Source organism: Cohnella sp. GbtcB17 (assembly GCF_019091135.1).
Taxonomy (GTDB): domain Bacteria; phylum Bacillota; class Bacilli; order Paenibacillales; family Paenibacillaceae; genus Cohnella.
In genome coordinates this window covers 29815-49802 of record NZ_JAGXJW010000012.1, presented here as the reverse complement: position 1 = coordinate 49802, position 19988 = coordinate 29815, and the positions used below count along the sequence as shown (strand labels likewise).

Here is a 19988-nt window from a genome sequence, read left to right as displayed (position 1 = left end):
AAGGAATGGACGATGACACCGATCAAGACGAACGCTGTAGATCTGGATTGCAATTGGAAAATACAAGGCTTCGACGGCAGGGAGACGATCCCGGATGCCGTGCATCGAGCCGGCTTCGACGACGCGGAGTGGCTGGCTGCGGCGGTGCCGGGGGACGTGCATTCCACGCTCCTGGCGCACGGGCGAATCGAGGATCCGTACTATTCGACCAATGACCAGGCCTGCCTGTGGATCGAGCGGAAAACATGGGTGTACCGCACGGTATTCGACCGTCCGGGCGCCGCGGATACGGCCGGCCTGCTGCTGGAATTCGACGGACTCGATACGCTGGCGGAGGTATTCCTGAACGGCGAGACGGTCGCCGTATCCGACAACATGTTCGTCCCCGTCGCGGCCGAGCTCGCCGGCAAGCTGAAGGCGCGGGACAACGTGCTCGTCGTCCGCTTCGATCCGGTCGTCGAATACGCGGCGCGGCAGGATGTCTCCCGCTTCTGGTCCAAAGTCAATTACGAACGGATCTGGCTGCGCAAGTGCGCTTGCAATTTTTCGTGGGATTGGAGCCCCCGCATCGTGACCGCGGGCATCTGGAAGGAAGCGCGCTTGAAGGTCGTCCCTGCGGCGCGGCTCGCGCACCTGGACTTCAAGACGCTGTCGATCGGTCCGGATCGCGCAGAAGTCGAAGTGGGGGCAGAAGTCCGGCACCGCGACGCGGGCGCGCGGCTGACCGCCGAGGTGATCCTGCGCGGGCGCGGCGGCGAGATCCGGCACGAGACGGACGTGACGGACGGCGCGGTCGGCCTCCGGTTCCCGGTGGAGCGGCCGTCGCTCTGGTGGACGTTCGATCACGGGGAGCCCTTCCTCTACGAGTTGACCGTCAACCTGACGGCGGATGGCGAGCTCGTCGATACGTTGTCCGAGGAGGTCGGCATCCGCACGATCGAGGTCCTTCTTCGTTCGGAGAGCGGCGCCCCCCGCTTCCAGTTCATATTGAACGGAAGGCCTATCTACGCCAAAGGCGCGAACTGGATTCCCGCCCACAACTTCATCGGCGCGATCCCGGACGAGCGGTACGAGGATCTCGTGACGCTTTCCCGCGAAGCGAATATGAACATGCTGCGCGTCTGGGGCGGCGGCGTCTACGAAAAGGCGGCCTTCTACCGGGCCTGCTCCCGTCAAGGCCTGCTGGTGTGGCAGGACTTCATGTTCTCCTGCAGCGAGGTGCCCGATTACGACGAAGCGTTCATGGCCAGCGTGCGCGCGGAGATCGTGGCGAACGTGAAGGCGCTGCGCAGCTATCCGTGCATCGCGATCTGGGCGGGCAACAACGAGAGCCAGGCGATCCACAGCGAAAAGATGTACTACCGCAGCGACACCCGTTTCTACGGCGCGAAAATTTTCCACGAGCTCATGCCCGAGCTGCTGGCGAAGCTCGATCCGACGCGGCTGTATTGGCCCAGCTCGCCTTGGGGCGGCAACGACCCGAACAGCTTCGACGAAGGCGATACGCACAATTGGGCCGTATGGGCGGGGGACGTCTATCCGCGGCATTACGGCGAAGCCTCCAAGATGGACGTCTCGCCGTACGGCATCTCCTACCGGCGATTCGCCGAAGACACCTCCAAGTTCAGCAGCGAGTTCGGCATTCACGGGAGCACGGTGAAGGAGACGCTGCGGCGCAACATCCCGGAAGGCGAGCTCTACTACGGCAGCTTCGAGGTCGATTATCGCAACAAAGACTACGAGCCGGAAAAGGCGACGATCACGATGGCGGGCTACTCCGGGCTGCCGGGCGATCTGGACGAGTACATCGACTTCTCAATGCTGTGTCAGGCGGAGGGATTGAAGTTCGGCGTCGAGCACTTCCGCAGGCGCAAGCCGGAGAACGCCGGCTCCCTGATCTGGCAGCTCAACGACTGCTGGCCGGGCATCAGCTGGAGCCTGATCGACTATTACTTGTTCCCGAAAGCTTCTTACTACTGTGCCCGCCGCTTCTATCATCCGCTGCTGCTGTCGTTTAAGGAAGACGAGGGACGGATCTCCGTCTGGATGACCAACGACAGCGACGAGGCCTACGACGATACGATCACGGTCGGCGTGCGCAGCTGCTTCGGCCAGTCGATCTACGAGCAGTCGTTCGAGATTCGCGTCGCGGCGAACGCATCCCAGAAGATTGTCGATTACGCTCCAGCCGAGATCGAATGGCGTCTTGGCGTCATCGACAAGCGCTCCCGGTTCATGTTCGCGCGAAGCGCCCGGGAAGACGTGTACGACAACCACTTCTTTTTCGCCGAGCACAAGGATCTGCGGTTCAGTCCCTGCCGGCTGACCGTCTCGCATAAAGAGAGCCCGGAGGGGATTCTCGTCACTGTCGAGACGGATACGTTCGCGCGCTTCGTCAAGCTGGAATGCCCGATCGACGGCACGATGTTCTCGGACAACTACTTTAACCTGCTGCCCGGAGAACGCAAGACGGTGCTGGCGACAAACCGCAAGGGAACCCCGGTCTCCGCGGCGGATATCAGCGTCTCGGCGCTCAACGTCAAAAAAACACAGCGGCAGGAGGAGAAGCGATGAGCAGCAGCTATTTGATCCATGATATGATACGCGTCTGTCCCCAGACGGGGGAGTTGCTCGAAGAGGAAGCCCGTGCCGGTACGCTGGCAGAGCTGAGCGAGCGTTCGTCCGAGCTGGCTTCGCCGCGCAACGCCTATGTATCCTTTCAACTGATCGTGAAGCTTGGTGCGGCGGGACCGTCCGCGATCCGGTTCGAGGCCGAGGCGCCTCGGAGCGGGTGGGACGAGATCGGCGCGAACGAATTCGCCTTTTACGCGCAGTGGTATCATCGCGTGCAAGGGAGGTACTACCCCGACGCTCTCGTGCCGCTGGACGGCGGAGAAGCCGGGCCTCGCACGCTGGCCGCGATCTCGGCCGCGAACGAAGTAGAGGACCAGGCCTATGCGGCCGTCTGGGTGGACCTGTTCGTCCCGGCCGGCGTCGGGGCGGGAGATTACCGCGGCGCGGTTCGCGTGGAGACGGGGAGCGGGACCGACGTCCACGAGATTCGGCTGCGCGTGCTGCATACGGCCGTGCCGGACGAATCTCTGATCGTCGCCGATCTGAACAGCTACGCTGACAATCTGTCGCGCCGGATGGACAGCCTGCGAAGCAATCCGGACCGATACGAGGACGGCACGTACTTCAGGACGGAACAGGCTTTTTTCCGAATGGCGCACGAGCACCGCTGCCTGCTGCATTATTTGCCTTACGAGCACTCGGGGCGCATTCCTGCCGCCTTTATCCCGGAGCTCGAGGGCAAGGGCAAGGAGATGCGCGTCAAGGACTGGTCGGTTTTCGACGAGCACTTCGGCCCCTATCTCGACGGCTCGGCCTTCGCGGATACCAAGCGCGGCGCCATTCCGATTCCGTATATGTATTTGCCGTTCAACTTCCATTGGCCGGCCGACTACGCCAAGTTCGGGACGAAGGGCTACCGCACGGAATTTGCCGGGATCATGGAGGAATTCCACCGACACTTCACCGAGCGCGGCTGGCTGCGGACGAAGTTCGAACTATTTCTGAACCACAAGAAGCGGTATAAGCTGTTCCCTTATGACGGAGACGAGACGCGCTTCGTCTGGGACGAGAAGGTCAACGACATTTATTACGACTTGGCGAAGGACGTATTGGAAAAGGAGGACGGCGCCCGGTTTGTATTCCGTACGGATGCGAGCTGGAGCTATGGGCTCCACTTCGAAAAGTATGCGGATCTCATCAAGCTCTGGGTCGTCAATCATCAGATGTTCTCCTGGTTCCCGGAGAGCCTGGGCGTGCTTCGCGGCGCCGGCTGCGAGGTGTGGACGTACGGCGGAGCCGAGCGGATCTCGCGTCCCCTGCTCGCGACCGCGATCTCTCCGCTGGCCGCCGTGGCGCGGGGCGTGGACGGGTTCGTGTACTGGGAAAACACGAAGTGGGGAGACCAGTGGCACGAGACGCCCGATTCGGAAGGCAGCACCGCGGTATTCTACCCTGGGGACCGGCTGTTCGGCTTGCAAGGGCCGATCCCGTCCATCCGGCTTAAAGTGCTGCGCAACACGATGCAGGTCGCGGACTGCATGGAGCAGTGGATCCGCGCGCAGCCGGAGGCCGGCAGGGAGCGGATGGGCGAGGCGATCGCCGAGGCTTTTGACCTTGCGCCGGGAGCCTGGTGGCCGGGCAAGCCGAACTTCCTCGACAAACCGCCTTACGAGTGGGAGAATGCGATGTTCAGCGAAGCGCCCAAAGCGTCGCTGCACGAGGGGCGGCCGTCGGAAACGCTGAACGACCTGAAACGAAGCTTGTGGGCGATCCTGGGATAGGAGGCGAAAGCCGCGATGAAGCCGAAAACGTACAGCTTGATGGAAATCGCAAGACTTGGCGCGTTGTTTCTTCCGGGCGACTCCCTCGAAGACGTCATGCCGCCGGACCGGCGGGAATATCCGCTGAAGGTCGCCGGCACGGAGAGCGAATTCGCGCTCGGCGACGAGATCGACTTCGTGGAAGACCACTTCAACGCGCTGAAGCGGGTACTTCTGTTGACGGAGCGGATCGATCCGCTCCGCCGTCCCTATGCGGCGCTGTGGATCCGGCGGCCGGAAAATCCGGCGCTCGGCGAGGTCATGGTCGCTGGCGGCGCCCTGCCGTCGGAGGGCACGCATATCATGGCTTTATGGCCGGAGATTTTACGCGCCTTCTCCGGGCGCCCTACGCGACGGGACCGGGAGTCCGGACAGACGGTCTATTATCCCGTCCGCAATTCCGACGAGGAAATCGTCGGGGTGCTGGAGCTGACCGAGAACGTTCCGCCTATGTTTGTCTAAAGAGAATGCTGCCATAGCTGCCATGCTGTCGCAAAGCGCCGATACCGAAGGATTCCGCATTTCGTCATGCGGATTTCATCGGATTCGGCGCTTTTCTCTTTTTTTCAGGAAGGGATGTAAGAGCTCGGGGGAGAAGTACTGAGCCAGGAGAGGCGAATCGGCGTGTTGGTCCCCCAACAAGGATAAAAATGCCCTGCATTCGTCTAGTTTAACCTGTAGCGACGCCGGGGAGACACTACGCAAAATGGAGATCAAAGCCTCATTCCGTTAACGACACGCGTGATTACAGTAGAAATCCGAGGAGGCGGTGCGATGGTCCGGATTTTGATAGTCGACGACGAAAGGGAAATTCGCAACGGTCTTGTAAAACAAATTCCCTGGTCGGATTGGGGCGTCGACGAGGTGCTGGACGCCGATGACGGCGATACGGCGCTTGAGCTGGCGCTTGCGCGCCGGCCGGACCTGATCGTCACGGATATTCGCATGCCTCGCATGACCGGCCTGAAGCTGATCGAAGCGCTCTCGCGGGAACGGTACGACGGCAGTACGATCGTCGTCAGCGGCTTCGACGATTTCCATTATGCCAAGGAAGCGTTCAAGCTCGGCGTATCGGATTACCTGCTTAAGCCGCTCGACAAGCACGATCTGTTCAAGGCGGTCACCGTGGCGCTTCAGCGCCAGCGCGAAAAAAACGAAAGCGAGCTGAACCGAAGACTCATGCGGCAGGGGTACGAATCGGCCGTCCCGAAGATCAGGGAGGAGCTCCTGCGACAGCTGCTCGGTCGTCCGTACCGGGAGGAGCCCGCCGTGCGGACCGAGCACAAGCTGGAGCAGCTGGACCTCGCGTGGCTGCTCGACGCGCAGCTAGGGCTCGCCGTAATTGGGATCGACAGCTTGAAGGCGCTGACAGCGAGGCCGTCCATGACCGACAAGGAGGCGCTGCTCGCAGAGGTTGGCAGGATCCTCTCGCAGACGATCGCCGCTCGCCATCCCGGCCGTCACGTGCTGTTCAGGTCCGAGCAGGACGATTGGATCGCGATCCTCGAGCAGGCGGATGCGGACATGACCGAGCCGGGCGCGGAATTGCTCGAGGAGGCTCGCGAGCAGGTCGGACAAACGTTGGATATTCGGCTGAACCTGGGCGTGGCAATTGGGAGAGGCGGCCTTCAGCAGCTGTCCGATCTGTACCGAAGCGCGATGGAATCGCTTGTCAGCCGGAGGCTCCAGGGAAGCGGAGCGGAGGAAGCGCCGGAAGGCGAACTCGGCGATCGGCCCGAGTACCTGCTGGCGAGCCCCAGAGAACTCGTGGAAATTCTGAAGTACGGTACCGAGAGGGAAATTCGGGAGACGATGGCCGGCTTTTCGAAGCTGGTGAAAACCTGGGAGGTCAAGCACCCGAAGGATCTGCAGCAGCGTACGTTCGAATGGCTGCTTGACGTATTTCGGACCGCACAAAAAACGGCGGGCTGGAAGGAATCGTCCTGGGAAAAACATCCGATCGCGCTCTGGGAGCATCTCGAGCGCTTTGACACGCTGGAATCTCTCCGGCAGCAGGCGACGGAGCAGTTGCTCAAGGCAGCGGAGAGCATCAAGGCGCAGTCCGGATCGCGAAGCCAGATCGTGGACGAAGCCCAGCGCATCATCCATGAGCGCTACCAGGAGAACCTGACGCTGCAGATGGTGGCCGAGCGCGTGCACGTGACGCCGGTGTGGCTCAGCAAGCTTTTCAAAAAAGAAACCGACATGAACTTCCTGGAATATCTGACAGATGTGCGTCTGAAAAATGCGGCGGACCGGCTGGGCGACCTCAGGTACAAAGTGTATCAGATCAGCTACATGGTCGGATATCAAGATCCCGTCCACTTCGCCAAGCTGTTCAAACGAGCGTACGGCTGCACGCCGCAGGAGTACCGCAACAGCGGGAGCAGCCGGCATGAGTAGGCCGGTCCGGGCCCAGCTTGGGAGATTCTCGATCCGCCGCCAGGTGATTCTCCTGTTTTTTCTGATCGTCGTGCTTCCCTTTTTATTCATCGGCTATTTTGCCTATTCCAAGTCCATCAAGGCCATTCAAGACGTGAGCTCGATCGTGTCCATGGAGATGATGGACAAGAATGCGAAGGTGCTGGACAACTATCTGGATCTGGTGGATACCGCCCAGAACGAGATCATGTATTCCAGAGACATGCAGGACCTGCTCAGCATCCGGCCGACCGACGAGCTGGAGGAGCTCGGGATCGCTTCCAGGCTCATGCAGTATACCGGCTTGCTGAACAGAAACACGCATGCGTATACGATCCGGATCTTCCCGATCGAGCCGTCCCGCTACCCGACTTTTACGCACACGATATACGATGATGCCGACATCGAGAGCCAGGCCTGGTTCCGCCTGGCCAAGGAGATGAAGTCTCCCTATTGGCAGCTTTTCCTGCCGAAGGACAATCCGACGCTCTACAAGGAGCCGATTCTGTCGAAAATCAAGCAATTGTACGGACTGAACCAATCCGAGCCGCTGGGCTTCGTCGCCGCCGACGTCAAGGCGAGTACGCTGAGCGAGTACCTGGCGCCGGTCAAAATGGTGGATCGCCAGCAGGTCGTGCTGCTGAACGAGAACAATACGATCGTCTACCACCAGGAAGCGGAACGGATCGGTACCCGATTCGACTCTCCCGAGTTGGACGCCTTCCTCATGCAGTCTACGGAGGCGGCGAGCCGGCTCACGATCGAAGGCGTGCAATATATGGCGACATACGCGTCGCTCACCCATAACGATTGGAAAGTGCTCAGCCTCATTCCCGTATCGGTGTTGACGCGGCCGGTATCGGGCATCGAACAGATCAGTCTGTTCTTTTTGCTGTTCTATCTCGCGATCTCCGTCTTTACGATCGCCTTTTTCACCATCCGCTTCACCAATCCGATTCAGAAGCTGGTCAAAGCCATGCGCAAGGTGGAGCGCGGGGAGACGGTCATCGGCTGGCCGCAACTGAGGCGTTCGGACGAGATCGGCTGGCTCTATATGGGCTTCGACAACATGGTGCGGAAAATCGACGAGCTGGTCAGAAGCGCGGAGAAAGAAGCGAAGGACAAGAAGGAACTGGAGTTCCAGGTGCTTACGCATCAGATCAATCCTCATTTTCTGTACAACACGCTCGAGGCGATACGCTGGAAGGCGGAAAGCAGGCAAGCGTCCGATATCAGCGAGATGGTCCGGTCGCTCGGCAATTTGCTGCGGCTGAGCTTGAACGACGGCCGGGAGCTGACGACGGTCGAACGCGAGATCGAGCACGTCAAGGCGTACGTCGCTATCCAATCCGCGCGCCAGGATACGTCGATCCGGGTCGTCTATATGATCGACGAGGACATCCTGCCGCTGCCATGCATGCGGCTCATGCTCCAGCCGCTCGTGGAGAATGCGATCAAACACGGCACCCGGCACGCCGGAGACGGAGAGGCCGTCAAGATTCTGATCCGGGGCACCCGCGAGCCGTACCGGCTGCAGTTTGAGTTCGTGGACAACGGCCCCGGCATTCGGGAGGCGCTGCGCGCCGGGCTGCTCACCGCCGAGACGGACATCCCCCATCGACGGAAAGGGGTGGGCCTCCGCAACGTCCACGAGCGGCTGGCGCTCTATTTCGGCGAACGCTACGGACTGCGGATCGCGAACAGAGAAGAGGGCGGGACGATCATCGAAATCTCGCATCCGATCCTGGACGCGGAACCGGCGCAGCGGGAGGCGATCTGACGATGACGCGGCACGGCCGTTCGACCGGTTAAGTCACACAACCGGCGGGCGGCCTATTTTTTTGCCTGCCTCTCGAACAGTTTAAAAATCTCCCAGTAAACAACAACTTTAAGAGATACTACGGGCGCATGGGCGGAAGCTATAATGAATCTCAAGTAAGACGGAGGTGAACCGGAATGGAAACGAACGCAGCCGCAAACGCAGAACCCGTCCAGAGCGCGCGCCGGGCAGCTACGGTCCGAAGGTCTCCGCTATGGATGAGAATCCGGAAGCAACAGGTGCTGCTGTGGATGTCCGTCCCCATCATGCTCCACCTGGTCCTGTTCCAGTTCGTGCCGCTCTGGGGATGGCTGATGGCGTTCAAGGACTATCACATCGGACAAAGCTTGTGGAAAGCCGACTGGGTCGGGTTCAAGCATTTCAGGACATTGCTCACGCACGATGAGTTTTTACAAGCGCTTCGAAACAACTTCGCGATGAACCTCATGCAGCTGATCTTGGGGACGTTAAGCTCCATCGCCCTTGCTGTCGTGCTGAGCGAGCTGAGGAGCAAAAATTTCGTCCGCATCGTCCAGACGATGACCTACTTGCCCCATTTCGTTTCGATGGTTGTCGTCGCCAACATTTTCGTCATGCTCCTCTCGCCGGACGGCGGCCTCATCAACGACCTGCTGATCAAGCTGGGCTGGATCGATGAAGGCATCTTCTTCTTCGGCAAGCCGACCTGGTTCTGGGTCATTCATACGCTCATCATCACCTGGAAGGGCTTCGGCTGGGGCGCGATCATCTATCTGGCCGCGATCGCCGGCATCAATCCGAGTCTGTACGATGCCGCGATGGTGGACGGCGCCAGCCGGTGGCAGCGAGTCAAGTACATTGTCGTACCCTCCATCATGCCTACCGTCATCCTGCTCACCATCCTGTCCATCGGGGGGCTCATGACCGGCGGATTCGAATCGCAGTTCCTGCTCGGAAACGTGATCAATGCGGATTATTCCCAGGTCATCTCGATCCTGGCGCTCAGACTGGGCCTTAACGCAGGCGACTTCTCGTTCGGTACGGCGGTCGGTATCTTCAACTCGGTCGTCAGCATTACCCTGGTTCTTATCGTCAACGCGATTGCCAAACGCTATCAAGCCAACCTCTTCTAACGATTGGAGCGAATCGCCATGCCTCTTCATCGCAGTGCAGGAGAGCGAACGTTCGACGCCGCGTTGTATGCGCTGCTGGCCCTGGCCGCCTTTACCACGGTCTACCCGTTTATCTACTTGCTGGTCATCTCGCTCAACGAGACCGCCGACGCTTTGAAGGGCGGACTTTACTTCTGGCCGCGCAAGTTCACGTTGGAAAATTACGCGTACGTGTTCCAGAAGGACACCCTCCTGCGGGCATCGGTCAACTCCGTGCTCCGTACCGTGATCCAGACCGTCCTTTCCGTATTCGCCTGCGGCATGCTCGCTTATGTCCTCAGCCGCAAACACTTCATGCTGCGCCGCTTCTTCATCCTTATGCTCATCGTCACGATGTACGTAAGCGGGGGATTGATCCCGACCTACCTGCTGATCAAAAACCTTCATCTGCTCAACACGTTCGCGGTCTACATCGTGCCGGGACTGGTCAGCGCCTTTTACATCTTCATCATGCGAACCTTTTTCGAGCAGCTGCCGGAAGGGCTCGTCGAATCGGCTTACATCGACGGCGCCAACGATTTCCGGATCTATACGCAGATCATCTTGCCGGTCAGCCTGCCCGTCCTCGCCACGATCGCGCTGTACGTCGCGGTAGGGGAATGGAATTCGTGGTTCGACAACTACTTGTACAACAGCCGCAACGAGAAACTGGCCGTCCTCCAATACGAGCTTCAGAAGATGATTCAGGTCGTAGAGAACACCGCCGCGGAAGGCGGGGAGGAAGGCAACGCCCGCATCATCTCGCCGCTCACCATCAAGTCCACGCTCACTATCCTCGTCACTGTCCCGATCCTGCTCGTCTATCCGTTTCTGCAAAAGTATTTCGTCAAAGGCCTGACACTGGGTTCCATGAAGGATTGATTTCACGGCGGCCGCCGCTTGTGCCGGCTCGTAAGTCGGCGGGCGCCTGAAATAAATAGCACGATACGAAATGGGAGGTCGCCAGCGTATGTGGAAATGGAAGAAGCACGGTTTGGTGTCCGTACTGCTAATGTTCGGTATTCTCGCGACGGCTTGCTCGAATGGCAACGGCAACGGCAACGGCAACGGCAATAACGGGGCTTCGCAGGAAGCTTCGCCCAGCCAGTCGGCGGCGCCGAGCGCATCGGCGTCCGCGTCTCCGTCCCCGTCTGCGTCAGGAGGCGAGGCGGCCCGCGAGCCGTTCACCTTCACGATGAACACGGACAACCCGAACATCAACTGGAACAATGAAGTCGCGCAAGAGATTACCAAGCGCACCGGCGTCACGATCAAGTGGGACGTCATCACGGGAGACTTCCGCGAGAAGATGAACGTCTGGCTTGCCGCCGGCGATTATCCGGAGGTCATTAACATCCATGACAATACGCTGCAGTCGTACATCGGCGCGAAGGCCGTACTCGATCTGACGGACTTGATCAAGGAGCATGCGCCGAACATCATGAAGGCGTACAATAACGATCTGTCTTTCCTTGAGCAGCCGGACGGCAAAGTATACGGCTTGCTGCAGCCGCCTACCCAGAAGGTCGATAATCTGAGCCAAGCGGGCTGGATCGCCATTCAATCCGCGGTGCTGAAGGAAGCCGGCTATCCGGAGATCAAAACGCTCGACGACGTCAAGAAGATTACCGTCGACTACATGAAGAAGTATCCCGAGATCGGCGGCGGCAAGACGATCGGCTTCTCCAACTACGGCGCGGCCAACCAGCTGTACAATGTTTTCGATACGGCGGCCCGTTCCTATGCCGGCTTGCCGACGACGGCCCAGTATTTCGTCGACGATCAGAAAAACGCCAGACTGCGCTTTTTCGAGCCGGGCTACACGGACTTCTTCAAATTCCTGAATCAGATCAACAAGGAAGGCCTGTTCGACCCCGAATCGCTTATTCAGACGCAGGAGCAGTTCACGACCAAGTGCAGCCAGGGACGCGTCCTCGTCATTTTCGGAGGCGGCGGCAACTGCAACGGCAGCCTCGAGCAGAACAACATGGCGGATCGGACTTTTATCAACTTCGACATCGTCGAGCCAGGCAAGACCAAGCTCATCGTCAAGCCGTCCACCTATGCGAGCCGCGGCGGCGACATGTGGCTGTCGATCACCAAGAACGCCAAAAATCCGGAGCGCATCATCCAGTTCTACGACGACATGTTCAAGCTGGAAAATCAAATCCTCGTCGGCTGGGGCATCGAAGGCAAATACTACACGGTCGAAAACGGCAAGCGTACGGTAACGGATTGGCTGATCAACGAGTACAAGAACAGGCCGAATACGTTCTGGGAAGATCTCGGAATGGGCTACGCCCGTCCGCTGTCCACCAACTATGCATCGGGCTTCACGCTGTCCGACGGAGACTTCGCGATGTACAGTTTCTCGGAGAGCTGGATCTCCAAAAACATGAATGCCGTCGCGATCGAGACGCTTGGCAAATACGGGGCCAAGACGTCCGCGGATCTGCTGGTGAAGGGCGAGGAGAAAGACTACCAGTTCGCCGGCTCGGTCGCCAAGTGGACGGACGATATCAAAGATTTCAACACGGAAGCGATCGCGGAGTGGGGCAAGACGCTGCCGAAGTTCATCCTCGAGAAGGACGAATCCAAGCTGGACGGCATCTGGCAGGGTCTTGAGAAAACGCTCAAGGGCAAGGGGCTCGACAAGCAGAACCAGGAAGTGACGGCCATCTACCAGGAATACCTAAAGTCGGTCGGACAATAACCTCGCTAAAAAAAGCCGTTCCGGCAGCGCCGGAGCGGCCTTTCTTTTTTATTCATGCCGGCCGTCGGGCAGCCAGTGATCGTGCGTCCGGAGCGCGCAGCCCGCGAACTTGTTGTCCCCGAGGGTGATCCCCGACGTATGCGGCTCCAGGCAGATACCGATCGTTCGCTCGGGAGGCGCTTTGGAAAAGGAGATCCGATTCGATACGAGCTCGACGTCGTGCGTGTACCCCCGTATGCGGATGCCGACGTAGCCCATATCGTCCGAGCCGTTGTCCTCCAGCGTGTTTCCTTCGACCCGGTTATAGCTCGGCGACATCGGTTCTTTTTCGTTGCGGAAGAAAATCCCATAATACCGGTTGTCCGACAGGCGGTTGAACCGGATCACGTTACGGATGTCCTTGTGGCCGATGGACAAGCCGTTCATCCCGTTGCCGACGGCCGTGCAGCCTTCCACCGCGCTGTCCTGCACGCGCCAGCAGAGGAAGATTCCGTCCATGGCATTGTCGTTGAAGCGGCTGTTCACGATTCGGGTACGGGACGTGCCGCTGCCGGGATGGATGCCTTTGCCGCCGTTGCCGACGGAATCGCAATCCTCGACGACGATGTGCGAGCAGTGCTGATAGCTGATGCCGTCGCCCTTGTACGCGCGCACCGCGCAGCGCTCGATTCGCGCGCCGGCGACTCCGTACAGGTAGATGCCCGCGCTGCGGCAACCTTCGGCCAGCGTGACGTTGTTTTCGTTGCCCCGGACGGTCAGGCCGTACAGCTCGATCCCCTCGCAGTCGTAGGCGGCGACGACCGGCGCCTGCGTCGTCACGATGCCGCCCTGGTCGAGCAGCACGGTCGCGTACAGCTCGCGATCGAGGTGCAAGACTTGACCTTCTTTGCCGACGACAACGGCGACCGTGTCCCCGAAGCCCATGCTGGACGCGGCTTTGCGGATCGTTACGGTCTGTCCGACCGCGAAGAGGCCAGGATGCTCCACCGAGACTTGGCGTTCGTGCAGGTCGGCGTCGGACGCGAGCGCGGACAGCCGCTCCTCGCCTTGCTGCAGAACCGTTCGGCCGGGAATGCCCTCGAGCCGCACGCCGGATCGCAGATGCAGCGAGCCGTCCAGCGCGTAGACGCCTTCTCCGAGCTTGATCGTACCGCCCCCCAGATTCGCCGCATAATCGATTGCCGATTGAATGGCTCTGGTCGTGCCGCCGGCTCCGGACGCGGGCGAGGGTTCGACCTCGAAGACGATTTTTTCCATCTCTCCACAGCTCCTTGTAGGGGATCCCCATGATCCAGTCCAGTCTACCCCAGGCGCGGCGGCGCGGCGATGAGGCGTTCGCGTTTTTTACTGGGTGGATCTTAATCACTCCGGGGTGCAGACGGATGGTCGGACGGCCGCGCAGCTGCGGGAGATCGAAGGATAAAAGTCCCGCAGCATAAATTAAGATCGGCCCGTTTGCCGGACGCCCGATTCGTTCTACTATGGAAATGATACTGGCGATCGCGCGACGGAGGTGTTCACGGATGGCGAAGGTGGGAAAGTCAGGCGCGGCCTTTATCGGCGTCGATATCGGAGGGACGAACACGGTGATCGGCCTCTTCGACGAGGACGGCCTGCCGCTCGGCGAGCGGCGAATCGCGACGATGCGCGCGGATCCGCGCCGCCCGACGTCCGAGCCCGCCGAATTCATTGATCGGCTGGGTCTTGAGATCGGAGCGCTCGCGCTTGCGCACGGCTATCGCGAGATCGCGGCCGCCGGGTTCGGCGTGCCCGGCTGGGTCGATACCGCGAGCGGGATGGCGCTGGACGCCTCGAACATGGGCTGGAAAAACGTGCGGTTCGCGGAGGAGATGAGCCGCCGATTGGGCGCGCCCGTCTATATCGACAACGACGTCAGGCTTTATACGTTGGGCGAAGCTATTGCGGGGGCGGGCGAAGGCTGCGCCGACCTGGTGTGCATCACGGTGGGGACGGGGCTGTCGGCGGGCATCCTGATGGACGGCGTCCTGCTGCGGGGCAGTCGTCTGCTCGCCGGCGAGATCGGGCACGATCGCGTGGACGGCTGGGACGAGCCGTGCAACTGCGGCAAGCGGGGCTGCCTCGAGACGATCGCTTCGGCGCCGGGCATCGCGCGGCTCGCAGAGGCGGCCGTGCGGGAAGGCAAGCTAACGACGCTGGCGGAGGTCGGGCATCCGATTACCGCGTATGACGTCTTCCTGGCTTGCGAAGCGGGCGATGCCGTCGCCGCCGACATCTTCGGGTTCGTCGGCCGCGCGCTCGGCCGCAAACTGGCCGCGCTCGCCTTTGCCGTCGATCCGCAGATGATCATCGTCGGGGGCGGCGTGGCTGCGGCGGGCGACTATTTGCTGCAGCCGATCCGCGACGAGTTGGCCGCGCACATCCCCGAGACGGAGTGGCGTCCGGCCGTGGTACCCGGCAAGCTGCAGGACAAGGCCGGCCTCGTCGGCGCCGTGCGCTTCGCGATCGACAATTGGACGAAGGAAAGGAGCGGCGAACATGACGAGTAGCGACGGCCGGCGTCTGCTGGCGATAAACGGATTGATCTACGCGGGCGGCCGCGCGATTGAAGGCGGACGTATGCTGATCGGCGCCGACGGACGTATCGAAGCCGTTGGCGGCGCGGAGTTGGAGGCTGTCGGGGTGCAGGTGCTCGATTTGGGCGGGAAAACCGTCATCCCGGGGTTGATCGACCAGCATGTTCACGGCGGCGGCGGCTGGCAGGCGATGAACGCGACATACGAAGATTTGAACGGGATGAGTCTGTTCCATGCGGCGAACGGCACGACTTCTTTTCTCGCGACGACGGAGTCGGCGGCCGAAGGGCGAATTCTCGACGCGCTGCGCAGCGCCGTCGCGGCCGCCGGGCGGGGGCTCGAAGGCGCCGAGCTGCTTGGCGTTCATCTGGAGGGACCGTTCTTGAACCCGATCCGCTGCGGGGCGCAGGACAAGGCGAATATCCGTCCGGCGAATCCGGACGAGCTGGATCGCTATCTCGAGGCGGCGGGCGGACTCATCCGGCTCGTCACGCTCGCGCCCGAGATCGAAGGCGGCATCGAGGCCGCGGAGCGCCTGACCCGGGCGGGCGTGACCGTGTCCGTCGGCCATTCCGACGCGACGCTCGCGCAGATGCGCGAGGCGATTGAGCGGGGGGCGACGCAGACGACGCATCACTTCAACGGCATGAGCCCGTTTCACCACCGGGAGCCGGGCGTGGCCGGCGCCGGGCTGATCTGCCCGGAGCTGACGACGGAGCTGATCGCCGACGGCATTCACGTCCATCCGGACGCGGTCAAGCTGTTGTACGACGTCAAGGGCGCGGGCGGCGTGTGCGTCATCACCGACGCCGTCTACTGCGCGGGACTGCCCGACGGCGAATACGGGGAAGCGACGATGAAGGACGGACAGGTATGGCTGAAGGACGGCTCGAGCCTCGCGGGCAGCAGCCTTACGATGCTGCAGGCGCTGCGCAACGTTCTGCGGTTCACCGGCCGCCCGCTTGCGGAGGTGCTGCCGTCGCTCACGGAAGTGCCTGCCCGGCAGATTGGCGTATCGGGGCGCAAGGGGAGGCTGGAGGCGGGAATGGACGCCGATTTTCTCGTGCTGGACGGCGCGCTGGAGCTGCAGTCCACCTATGTGCGGGGCCGGCAGGTCTATGCGAAGAAGGCGGCCGACAGTCCGATCGGATGAGGTCCCGCATCGAAAATTGCGACATTCCTCTCAGGTTCGCGTCACTCCGTTCGAGCAGCGATGCTTGGCGGGGTGGCGTTTTTTTACGCATAAATAGCTATTGCATGGGTGGGCGGCGTCCGCGCGGGGTACACTTCATGGTAAAAGGAGGCGGTTCCGTGCTCGTCAGGTTCGGCTTTGTCGCCATGTCCGTGCTGCTGGAGAACGCATCCCCGTCGCGCACGATGACCTACACCAATTTCAGCAAGCTGCCGGACCGCGAAGGCGCGCTGCTCCGTCTCGCTCGCATCGCGCAGGAGAACCTGCAGCATACGCAGCGGCTGCTCAGCCACTGCAAATATTCGGACATCCACCTTTACCGGCTCACGTCCAAGCTCGTTCCGCTCGCGACGCATGACGCGCTGGCCGACTGGGACCCCTACGCGATACTCGCGGACGACTTCGCCGCGCTCGGCGTCTATATCAGGGAGACGGGCATCCGCGTTTCGTTTCACCCGGACCACTTCACCGTGTTCAGCACGCCGCGGCCGGAGGTGCTGCGCAATTCGATCAAGGACTTGAACCATCATGTGCGGATGTTCGAGCTGATGGGGCTGGACGAGCGGGCGACATGCAACATCCACGTCGGCGGCACTTACGGCGACAAAGACGCGGCTGGCCGGCGGTTTCTGGCGCAGTTCGGCGCGCTCGAGCCTCGCATCGTCCGGCGGATGACGCTCGAGAACGACGACAAGACGTTTACGGCGGCCGAGACGCTCGCGATCAGCGAGGCGGCGGGCGTCCCGATGGTGCTCGACATTCACCATCATGCGGTCAACAACCCGGACGCCATCGCGCCCGAATCGCTCTGGGACCGGGTACAGCGCACTTGGCGCGATTACGGGTGGAACGGGCTTCAGCGCGAGGCCGGCGGCGCTGTCGCGGAGGCGTCTTTGCAAGCGGCGCTGCCGCCGAAGATTCACGTCTCAACGCCCAAAAGCGCCACCGATCCGCGTGGGCATGCCGATCACGTCTCCTTGGAGCCGCTGCTCTCGTTTCTGCGCGCGATCGCCGGCTCGACGCCGGCCGTCGACGTGATGATCGAGGCGAAGCGCAAGGACGAGGCGCTGTTCAAGCTGATGGACGAGCTCCGCGCAGCCGCCGAGGGCGGTGCCGGGGATATTCGGATCGTGGACGGGGCCAGCGTGGAGATCGAGGCGTGAAGGCTGTTGAGACAGTCGGCATGGACCGTACAGGCGTTATTTTGGCGCATGGGGCGTGATCGGAGAGGTTGGCGGACCCACATGCTCTTATTTGGTCTGAACGGGGTTAAAAAGTCCCGCTTTGTGGTCAATAACGTCCGCTGTGTCCGCGAATCGGCCTATTTCAGCGTATTGCGCTCAAATAGCGCCTCTCGGGTCCGGCAGCGCGGCGTTTAGACGAACGAGAGCAGCCGGCCGACGTTCTGAGGCCTCTCTATAACCGAGACTTCGCTTCCGGTGCAGGTACAGGTATAATAAAGTGAATTCAACCCAACAAGAACCAATAGGAGATTTGCATTTGGCTACGATTATCCTCGTATTGATCGGCATCGTCGCCGCGCTGTTCGGCAGCATCGTCGGGCTGGGAGGCGGCATCATTATCGTGCCCTCGCTCGTGCTGCTGGGGCCGAGCTTGCTGGGCGAGGAAGTATCGTCGCAGACGGCGGTGGGCACGTCGCTCGCCGTGCTGATTTTCACCGCTTTGACGTCCACCTGGACGTATCGCAAGCAAGGGAAGGTCGATTTTCGCAGTGGGTGGCTATTCTTCATTACGAGCGGACCCGCCGCCATGGTCGGCGCGCTTGTGACCGATTATATTCCGCAGGGGCCGTTCCAGCTGGCGTTCGGCCTGTTCATGCTCGCGATGTTCGGCTTGATGCTGGCCAGAGAGCGGATGAAGCCCCTGCGCATCGATTGGCCGATCAAACGATCGTTCAGAGACGGCTCCGGCGCCGTACACGAATACGGCTACAACCTGCCGCTCGCGCTGACGATCGGCTTCGCCGTCGGACTGTGCTCGGGCTTGTTCGGGATCGGCGGCGGTTCGCTGTTCGTGCCGATCATGGTTATTTTGTTCAGGTTTCCGCCGCATGTTGCTACGGCAAGCTCGATGTTCGTCATTTTCCTGTCCTCGATATTGGGCAGCACCGTGCACCTGTGGAACGGAAACATCGATTGGCCGCTATTTTTGGCGCTTGCGCCCGGTGCGCTCATCGGCGGCCGCGTCGGCGCGGTCATCGCGTCGAGGCTGTCGGGGCCGCAGCTTATGTGGCTGTTGCGCGTGACTCTGCTGATCATGGCCGGATATCTCATCTTTAAGGGCGCCAGCGAGATGTGACACGGAGCCCTTCCTTAATAAGGCGGGGCCAAGCGCCGGAACGCTCGGCGACGGCTTCGCGTATAAGTAGAGAGATCAACGGTAGACAAGCGGTCCTGGCGCTACGAATTCATAATGCTTAATGAGGGATGAGGATATGAGCGACAATACGAATACGATCGGGGGCAAGAGCTTCACGGCCGTCGCGATCAACTGCGCTTCCAAAGCGGGCGAGTGGATCAAGAGCAGGATCGGGCAGTTCGCGGCGCCCGATCTTAAATTTTCGAAGCACGATCTCGTCACCGAAGTGGACAAGGGCTCCGAGCGCCTGATCCGCAATTTGGTGGCGACGCATTATCCGACGCACTCGTTTCTGGGCGAGGAGGGTGTCGAGCCCGGGCCGGAGGCGTCGGCGCAGTCGATCGCCAAGATGGGCGGCAGCGAGTATCTTTGGATCGTGGACCCGGTGGACGGCACGACCAATTATGTGCACGGGTTCCCGTTCTATTCGGTATCGATCGCGCTCGCCTATCGTGGGGAAGTGATCGTCGGCGTCATCTACGATCCGTCGCGAGACGAGCTGTTCGTAGCCGAGAAGGGGAAGGGCGCGTACGTACACGGTAAACGGATGCAAGTATCCGCGGAGCCAGGGCTCGCGCAAAGCCTGCTGGCGACGGGTTTCCCGGCGGACCATCTCTCCGCGCTCCCGCGCAACCTGAAGCAGACGCTGGCGATCGCGCCGCAGGTACGCAACATCCGCAGCTCCGGCTCTGCCGCGCTGCACATGGCTTACGTCGCCGCGGGACGGCTTACCGGCTTCTGGGAAGTCGGCCTGAACGCCTGGGATCTGGCTGCCGGCGCGCTGATGATCGCAGAGTCCGGCGGCGTCGTCACCGACCAGAACGGCCAGCCTTACTCGCTCGGCGTGCGCGATATCGCTGCGAGCAACGGCCTCATTCACGACGAATTGTTGAAGGCGCTTGCGGACGCCTAAGTATGCGTGCGCGCAGTATCGTTTTCACACTTAAGCATTCGATCCCGCTTGGGGTACATGAGAGTAGGGCGTAAGGATCATGCTACTGAAGAAAGGAGTGCGACAACGATGCGCGACGACCGATCGGACGGAAGATTCGACCAATCGCAGCCGTTGCCCGAGCGTACGGAAGGGCTTGCTGCGCGTGCGGCGGAGGAGTACGTGGACGACGAAGCGGCGTTCATGTCCGGCGCGGAGGCCGAGCTCGTGAGACAGCTGACCGAAGGAGAGCCGGCAACCGGCGACCCGAACGAGGAAGCGCTCGCGCGCCTGTCTCCGCGATGGGAGATTCGGATCCAGACGGAGCGCGACCCCGTCGCCGAAGAGACGGCGGCCTACCGCAAGCTGGCAAAAGAAGCGGACGGGCGGTACGACGCACACGGCAAGTCCGAATGAGCAGGCAACGAAAAAAGACGGCCCTGGGGTCGTCTTT

General features: G+C 61.2%; 15 protein-coding genes. 14 read left to right on the top strand and 1 reads right to left on the bottom strand.

Annotation, left to right across the window (positions count from 1 at the left end; all coding sequences use genetic code 11):
• Positions 1 to 12 precede the first annotated feature (12 nt).
• The 8 genes from KVT38_RS08610 to KVT38_RS08575 all read left to right on the top strand — a co-directional run bounded on the left by KVT38_RS08610 (position 13) and on the right by KVT38_RS08575 (position 12477).
• Positions 13 to 2574 carry a beta-mannosidase gene (locus tag KVT38_RS08610; protein ID WP_217593291.1) on the top strand — a complete coding sequence of 854 codons (2562 nt, stop codon included), beginning with the start codon at positions 13 to 15 and terminating at the stop codon, positions 2572 to 2574.
• On the top strand, positions 2571 to 4355 hold the full coding sequence (locus tag KVT38_RS08605; protein WP_217593290.1) for a glycoside hydrolase domain-containing protein: 1785 nt from the start codon (positions 2571 to 2573) through the stop codon (positions 4353 to 4355). Before KVT38_RS08610 ends, KVT38_RS08605 begins: the two co-directional genes overlap by 4 nt.
• A gap of 15 nt (positions 4356 to 4370) precedes the next feature.
• Positions 4371 to 4856 carry a hypothetical protein gene (locus KVT38_RS08600; protein ID WP_217593289.1) on the top strand — a complete coding sequence of 162 codons (486 nt, stop codon included), beginning with the start codon at positions 4371 to 4373 and terminating at the stop codon, positions 4854 to 4856.
• A 312-nt stretch (positions 4857 to 5168) separates the two neighbouring features.
• Positions 5169 to 6797, top strand: a complete 1629-nt coding sequence (locus tag KVT38_RS08595; protein WP_217593288.1) for a response regulator — start codon at positions 5169 to 5171, stop codon at positions 6795 to 6797.
• On the top strand, positions 6790 to 8595 hold the full coding sequence (locus KVT38_RS08590) for a cache domain-containing sensor histidine kinase (RefSeq protein ID WP_217593287.1): 1806 nt from the start codon (positions 6790 to 6792) through the stop codon (positions 8593 to 8595). The genes KVT38_RS08595 and KVT38_RS08590 overlap by 8 nt, the downstream gene beginning before the upstream one ends.
• A gap of 176 nt (positions 8596 to 8771) precedes the next feature.
• Complete coding sequence (locus tag KVT38_RS08585) at positions 8772 to 9746, top strand: ABC transporter permease (RefSeq protein WP_217593286.1); 975 nt, start codon at positions 8772 to 8774, stop codon at positions 9744 to 9746.
• Positions 9747 to 9764: 18 nt separating this feature from the next.
• Positions 9765 to 10646 carry a carbohydrate ABC transporter permease gene (locus tag KVT38_RS08580; RefSeq protein WP_217593285.1) on the top strand — a complete coding sequence of 294 codons (882 nt, stop codon included), beginning with the start codon at positions 9765 to 9767 and terminating at the stop codon, positions 10644 to 10646.
• 88 nt (positions 10647 to 10734) lie between these two features.
• On the top strand, positions 10735 to 12477 hold the full coding sequence (locus KVT38_RS08575; protein ID WP_217593284.1) for a type 2 periplasmic-binding domain-containing protein: 1743 nt from the start codon (positions 10735 to 10737) through the stop codon (positions 12475 to 12477).
• A 48-nt stretch (positions 12478 to 12525) separates the two neighbouring features.
• On the opposite strand, the gene KVT38_RS08570 is transcribed toward KVT38_RS08575, so the two are convergent.
• Positions 12526 to 13734, bottom strand: a complete 1209-nt coding sequence (locus tag KVT38_RS08570) for a right-handed parallel beta-helix repeat-containing protein (protein ID WP_217593283.1) — start codon at positions 13732 to 13734, stop codon at positions 12526 to 12528.
• Between the two features lie 266 nt (positions 13735 to 14000).
• Between KVT38_RS08570 and KVT38_RS08565 the strand changes: the two genes are divergently transcribed.
• The 6 genes from KVT38_RS08565 (at position 14001) to KVT38_RS08540 (ending at position 19951) form a co-directional block, all read left to right on the top strand.
• Complete coding sequence (locus KVT38_RS08565; RefSeq protein ID WP_217593282.1) at positions 14001 to 15005, top strand: ROK family protein; 1005 nt, start codon at positions 14001 to 14003, stop codon at positions 15003 to 15005.
• The gene (gene nagA, locus KVT38_RS08560; protein WP_217593281.1) at positions 14995 to 16185 is read left to right on the top strand and encodes an N-acetylglucosamine-6-phosphate deacetylase; all 1191 of its coding nucleotides are present in this window, start codon (positions 14995 to 14997) and stop codon (positions 16183 to 16185) included. Before KVT38_RS08565 ends, nagA begins: the two co-directional genes overlap by 11 nt.
• Before the next feature lie 158 nt (positions 16186 to 16343).
• Positions 16344 to 17387 carry a UV DNA damage repair endonuclease UvsE gene (gene uvsE, locus KVT38_RS08555; protein ID WP_217593280.1) on the top strand — a complete coding sequence of 348 codons (1044 nt, stop codon included), beginning with the start codon at positions 16344 to 16346 and terminating at the stop codon, positions 17385 to 17387.
• A 337-nt stretch (positions 17388 to 17724) separates the two neighbouring features.
• Positions 17725 to 18543, top strand: coding sequence for a sulfite exporter TauE/SafE family protein (locus KVT38_RS08550; protein WP_217593279.1), 819 nt, complete (start codon positions 17725 to 17727; stop codon positions 18541 to 18543).
• 136 nt (positions 18544 to 18679) lie between these two features.
• Positions 18680 to 19516, top strand: coding sequence for an inositol monophosphatase family protein (locus KVT38_RS08545; protein ID WP_217593278.1), 837 nt, complete (start codon positions 18680 to 18682; stop codon positions 19514 to 19516).
• A gap of 108 nt (positions 19517 to 19624) precedes the next feature.
• Positions 19625 to 19951: a hypothetical protein gene (locus KVT38_RS08540; protein ID WP_306795302.1), complete on the top strand. Its 327-nt coding sequence runs from the start codon at positions 19625 to 19627 to the stop codon at positions 19949 to 19951.
• Positions 19952 to 19988: the final 37 nt, after the last annotated feature.

Excerpts from the sequence above, each read along its gene's own strand:
- KVT38_RS08590 (WP_217593287.1), top strand. The coding sequence starts at position 6,790 with ATGAGTAGGCCGGTCCGGGCCCAGCTTGGGAGATTCTCGATCCGCCGC.
- nagA (WP_217593281.1), top strand. The coding sequence starts at position 14,995 with ATGACGAGTAGCGACGGCCGGCGTCTGCTGGCGATAAACGGATTGATC.
- KVT38_RS08575 (WP_217593284.1), top strand. The coding sequence starts at position 10,735 with ATGTGGAAATGGAAGAAGCACGGTTTGGTGTCCGTACTGCTAATGTTC.
- KVT38_RS08585 (WP_217593286.1), top strand. The coding sequence starts at position 8,772 with ATGGAAACGAACGCAGCCGCAAACGCAGAACCCGTCCAGAGCGCGCGC.
- KVT38_RS08540 (WP_306795302.1), top strand. The coding sequence starts at position 19,625 with ATGCGCGACGACCGATCGGACGGAAGATTCGACCAATCGCAGCCGTTG.
- KVT38_RS08610 (WP_217593291.1), top strand. The coding sequence starts at position 13 with ATGACACCGATCAAGACGAACGCTGTAGATCTGGATTGCAATTGGAAA.
- KVT38_RS08595 (WP_217593288.1), top strand. The coding sequence starts at position 5,169 with ATGGTCCGGATTTTGATAGTCGACGACGAAAGGGAAATTCGCAACGGT.
- KVT38_RS08600 (WP_217593289.1), top strand. The coding sequence starts at position 4,371 with ATGAAGCCGAAAACGTACAGCTTGATGGAAATCGCAAGACTTGGCGCG.
- KVT38_RS08605 (WP_217593290.1), top strand. The coding sequence starts at position 2,571 with ATGAGCAGCAGCTATTTGATCCATGATATGATACGCGTCTGTCCCCAG.
- KVT38_RS08580 (WP_217593285.1), top strand. The coding sequence starts at position 9,765 with ATGCCTCTTCATCGCAGTGCAGGAGAGCGAACGTTCGACGCCGCGTTG.
- KVT38_RS08570 (WP_217593283.1), bottom strand. The coding sequence starts at position 13,734 with ATGGAAAAAATCGTCTTCGAGGTCGAACCCTCGCCCGCGTCCGGAGCC.
- KVT38_RS08545 (WP_217593278.1), top strand. The coding sequence starts at position 18,680 with ATGAGCGACAATACGAATACGATCGGGGGCAAGAGCTTCACGGCCGTC.
- KVT38_RS08565 (WP_217593282.1), top strand. The coding sequence starts at position 14,001 with ATGGCGAAGGTGGGAAAGTCAGGCGCGGCCTTTATCGGCGTCGATATC.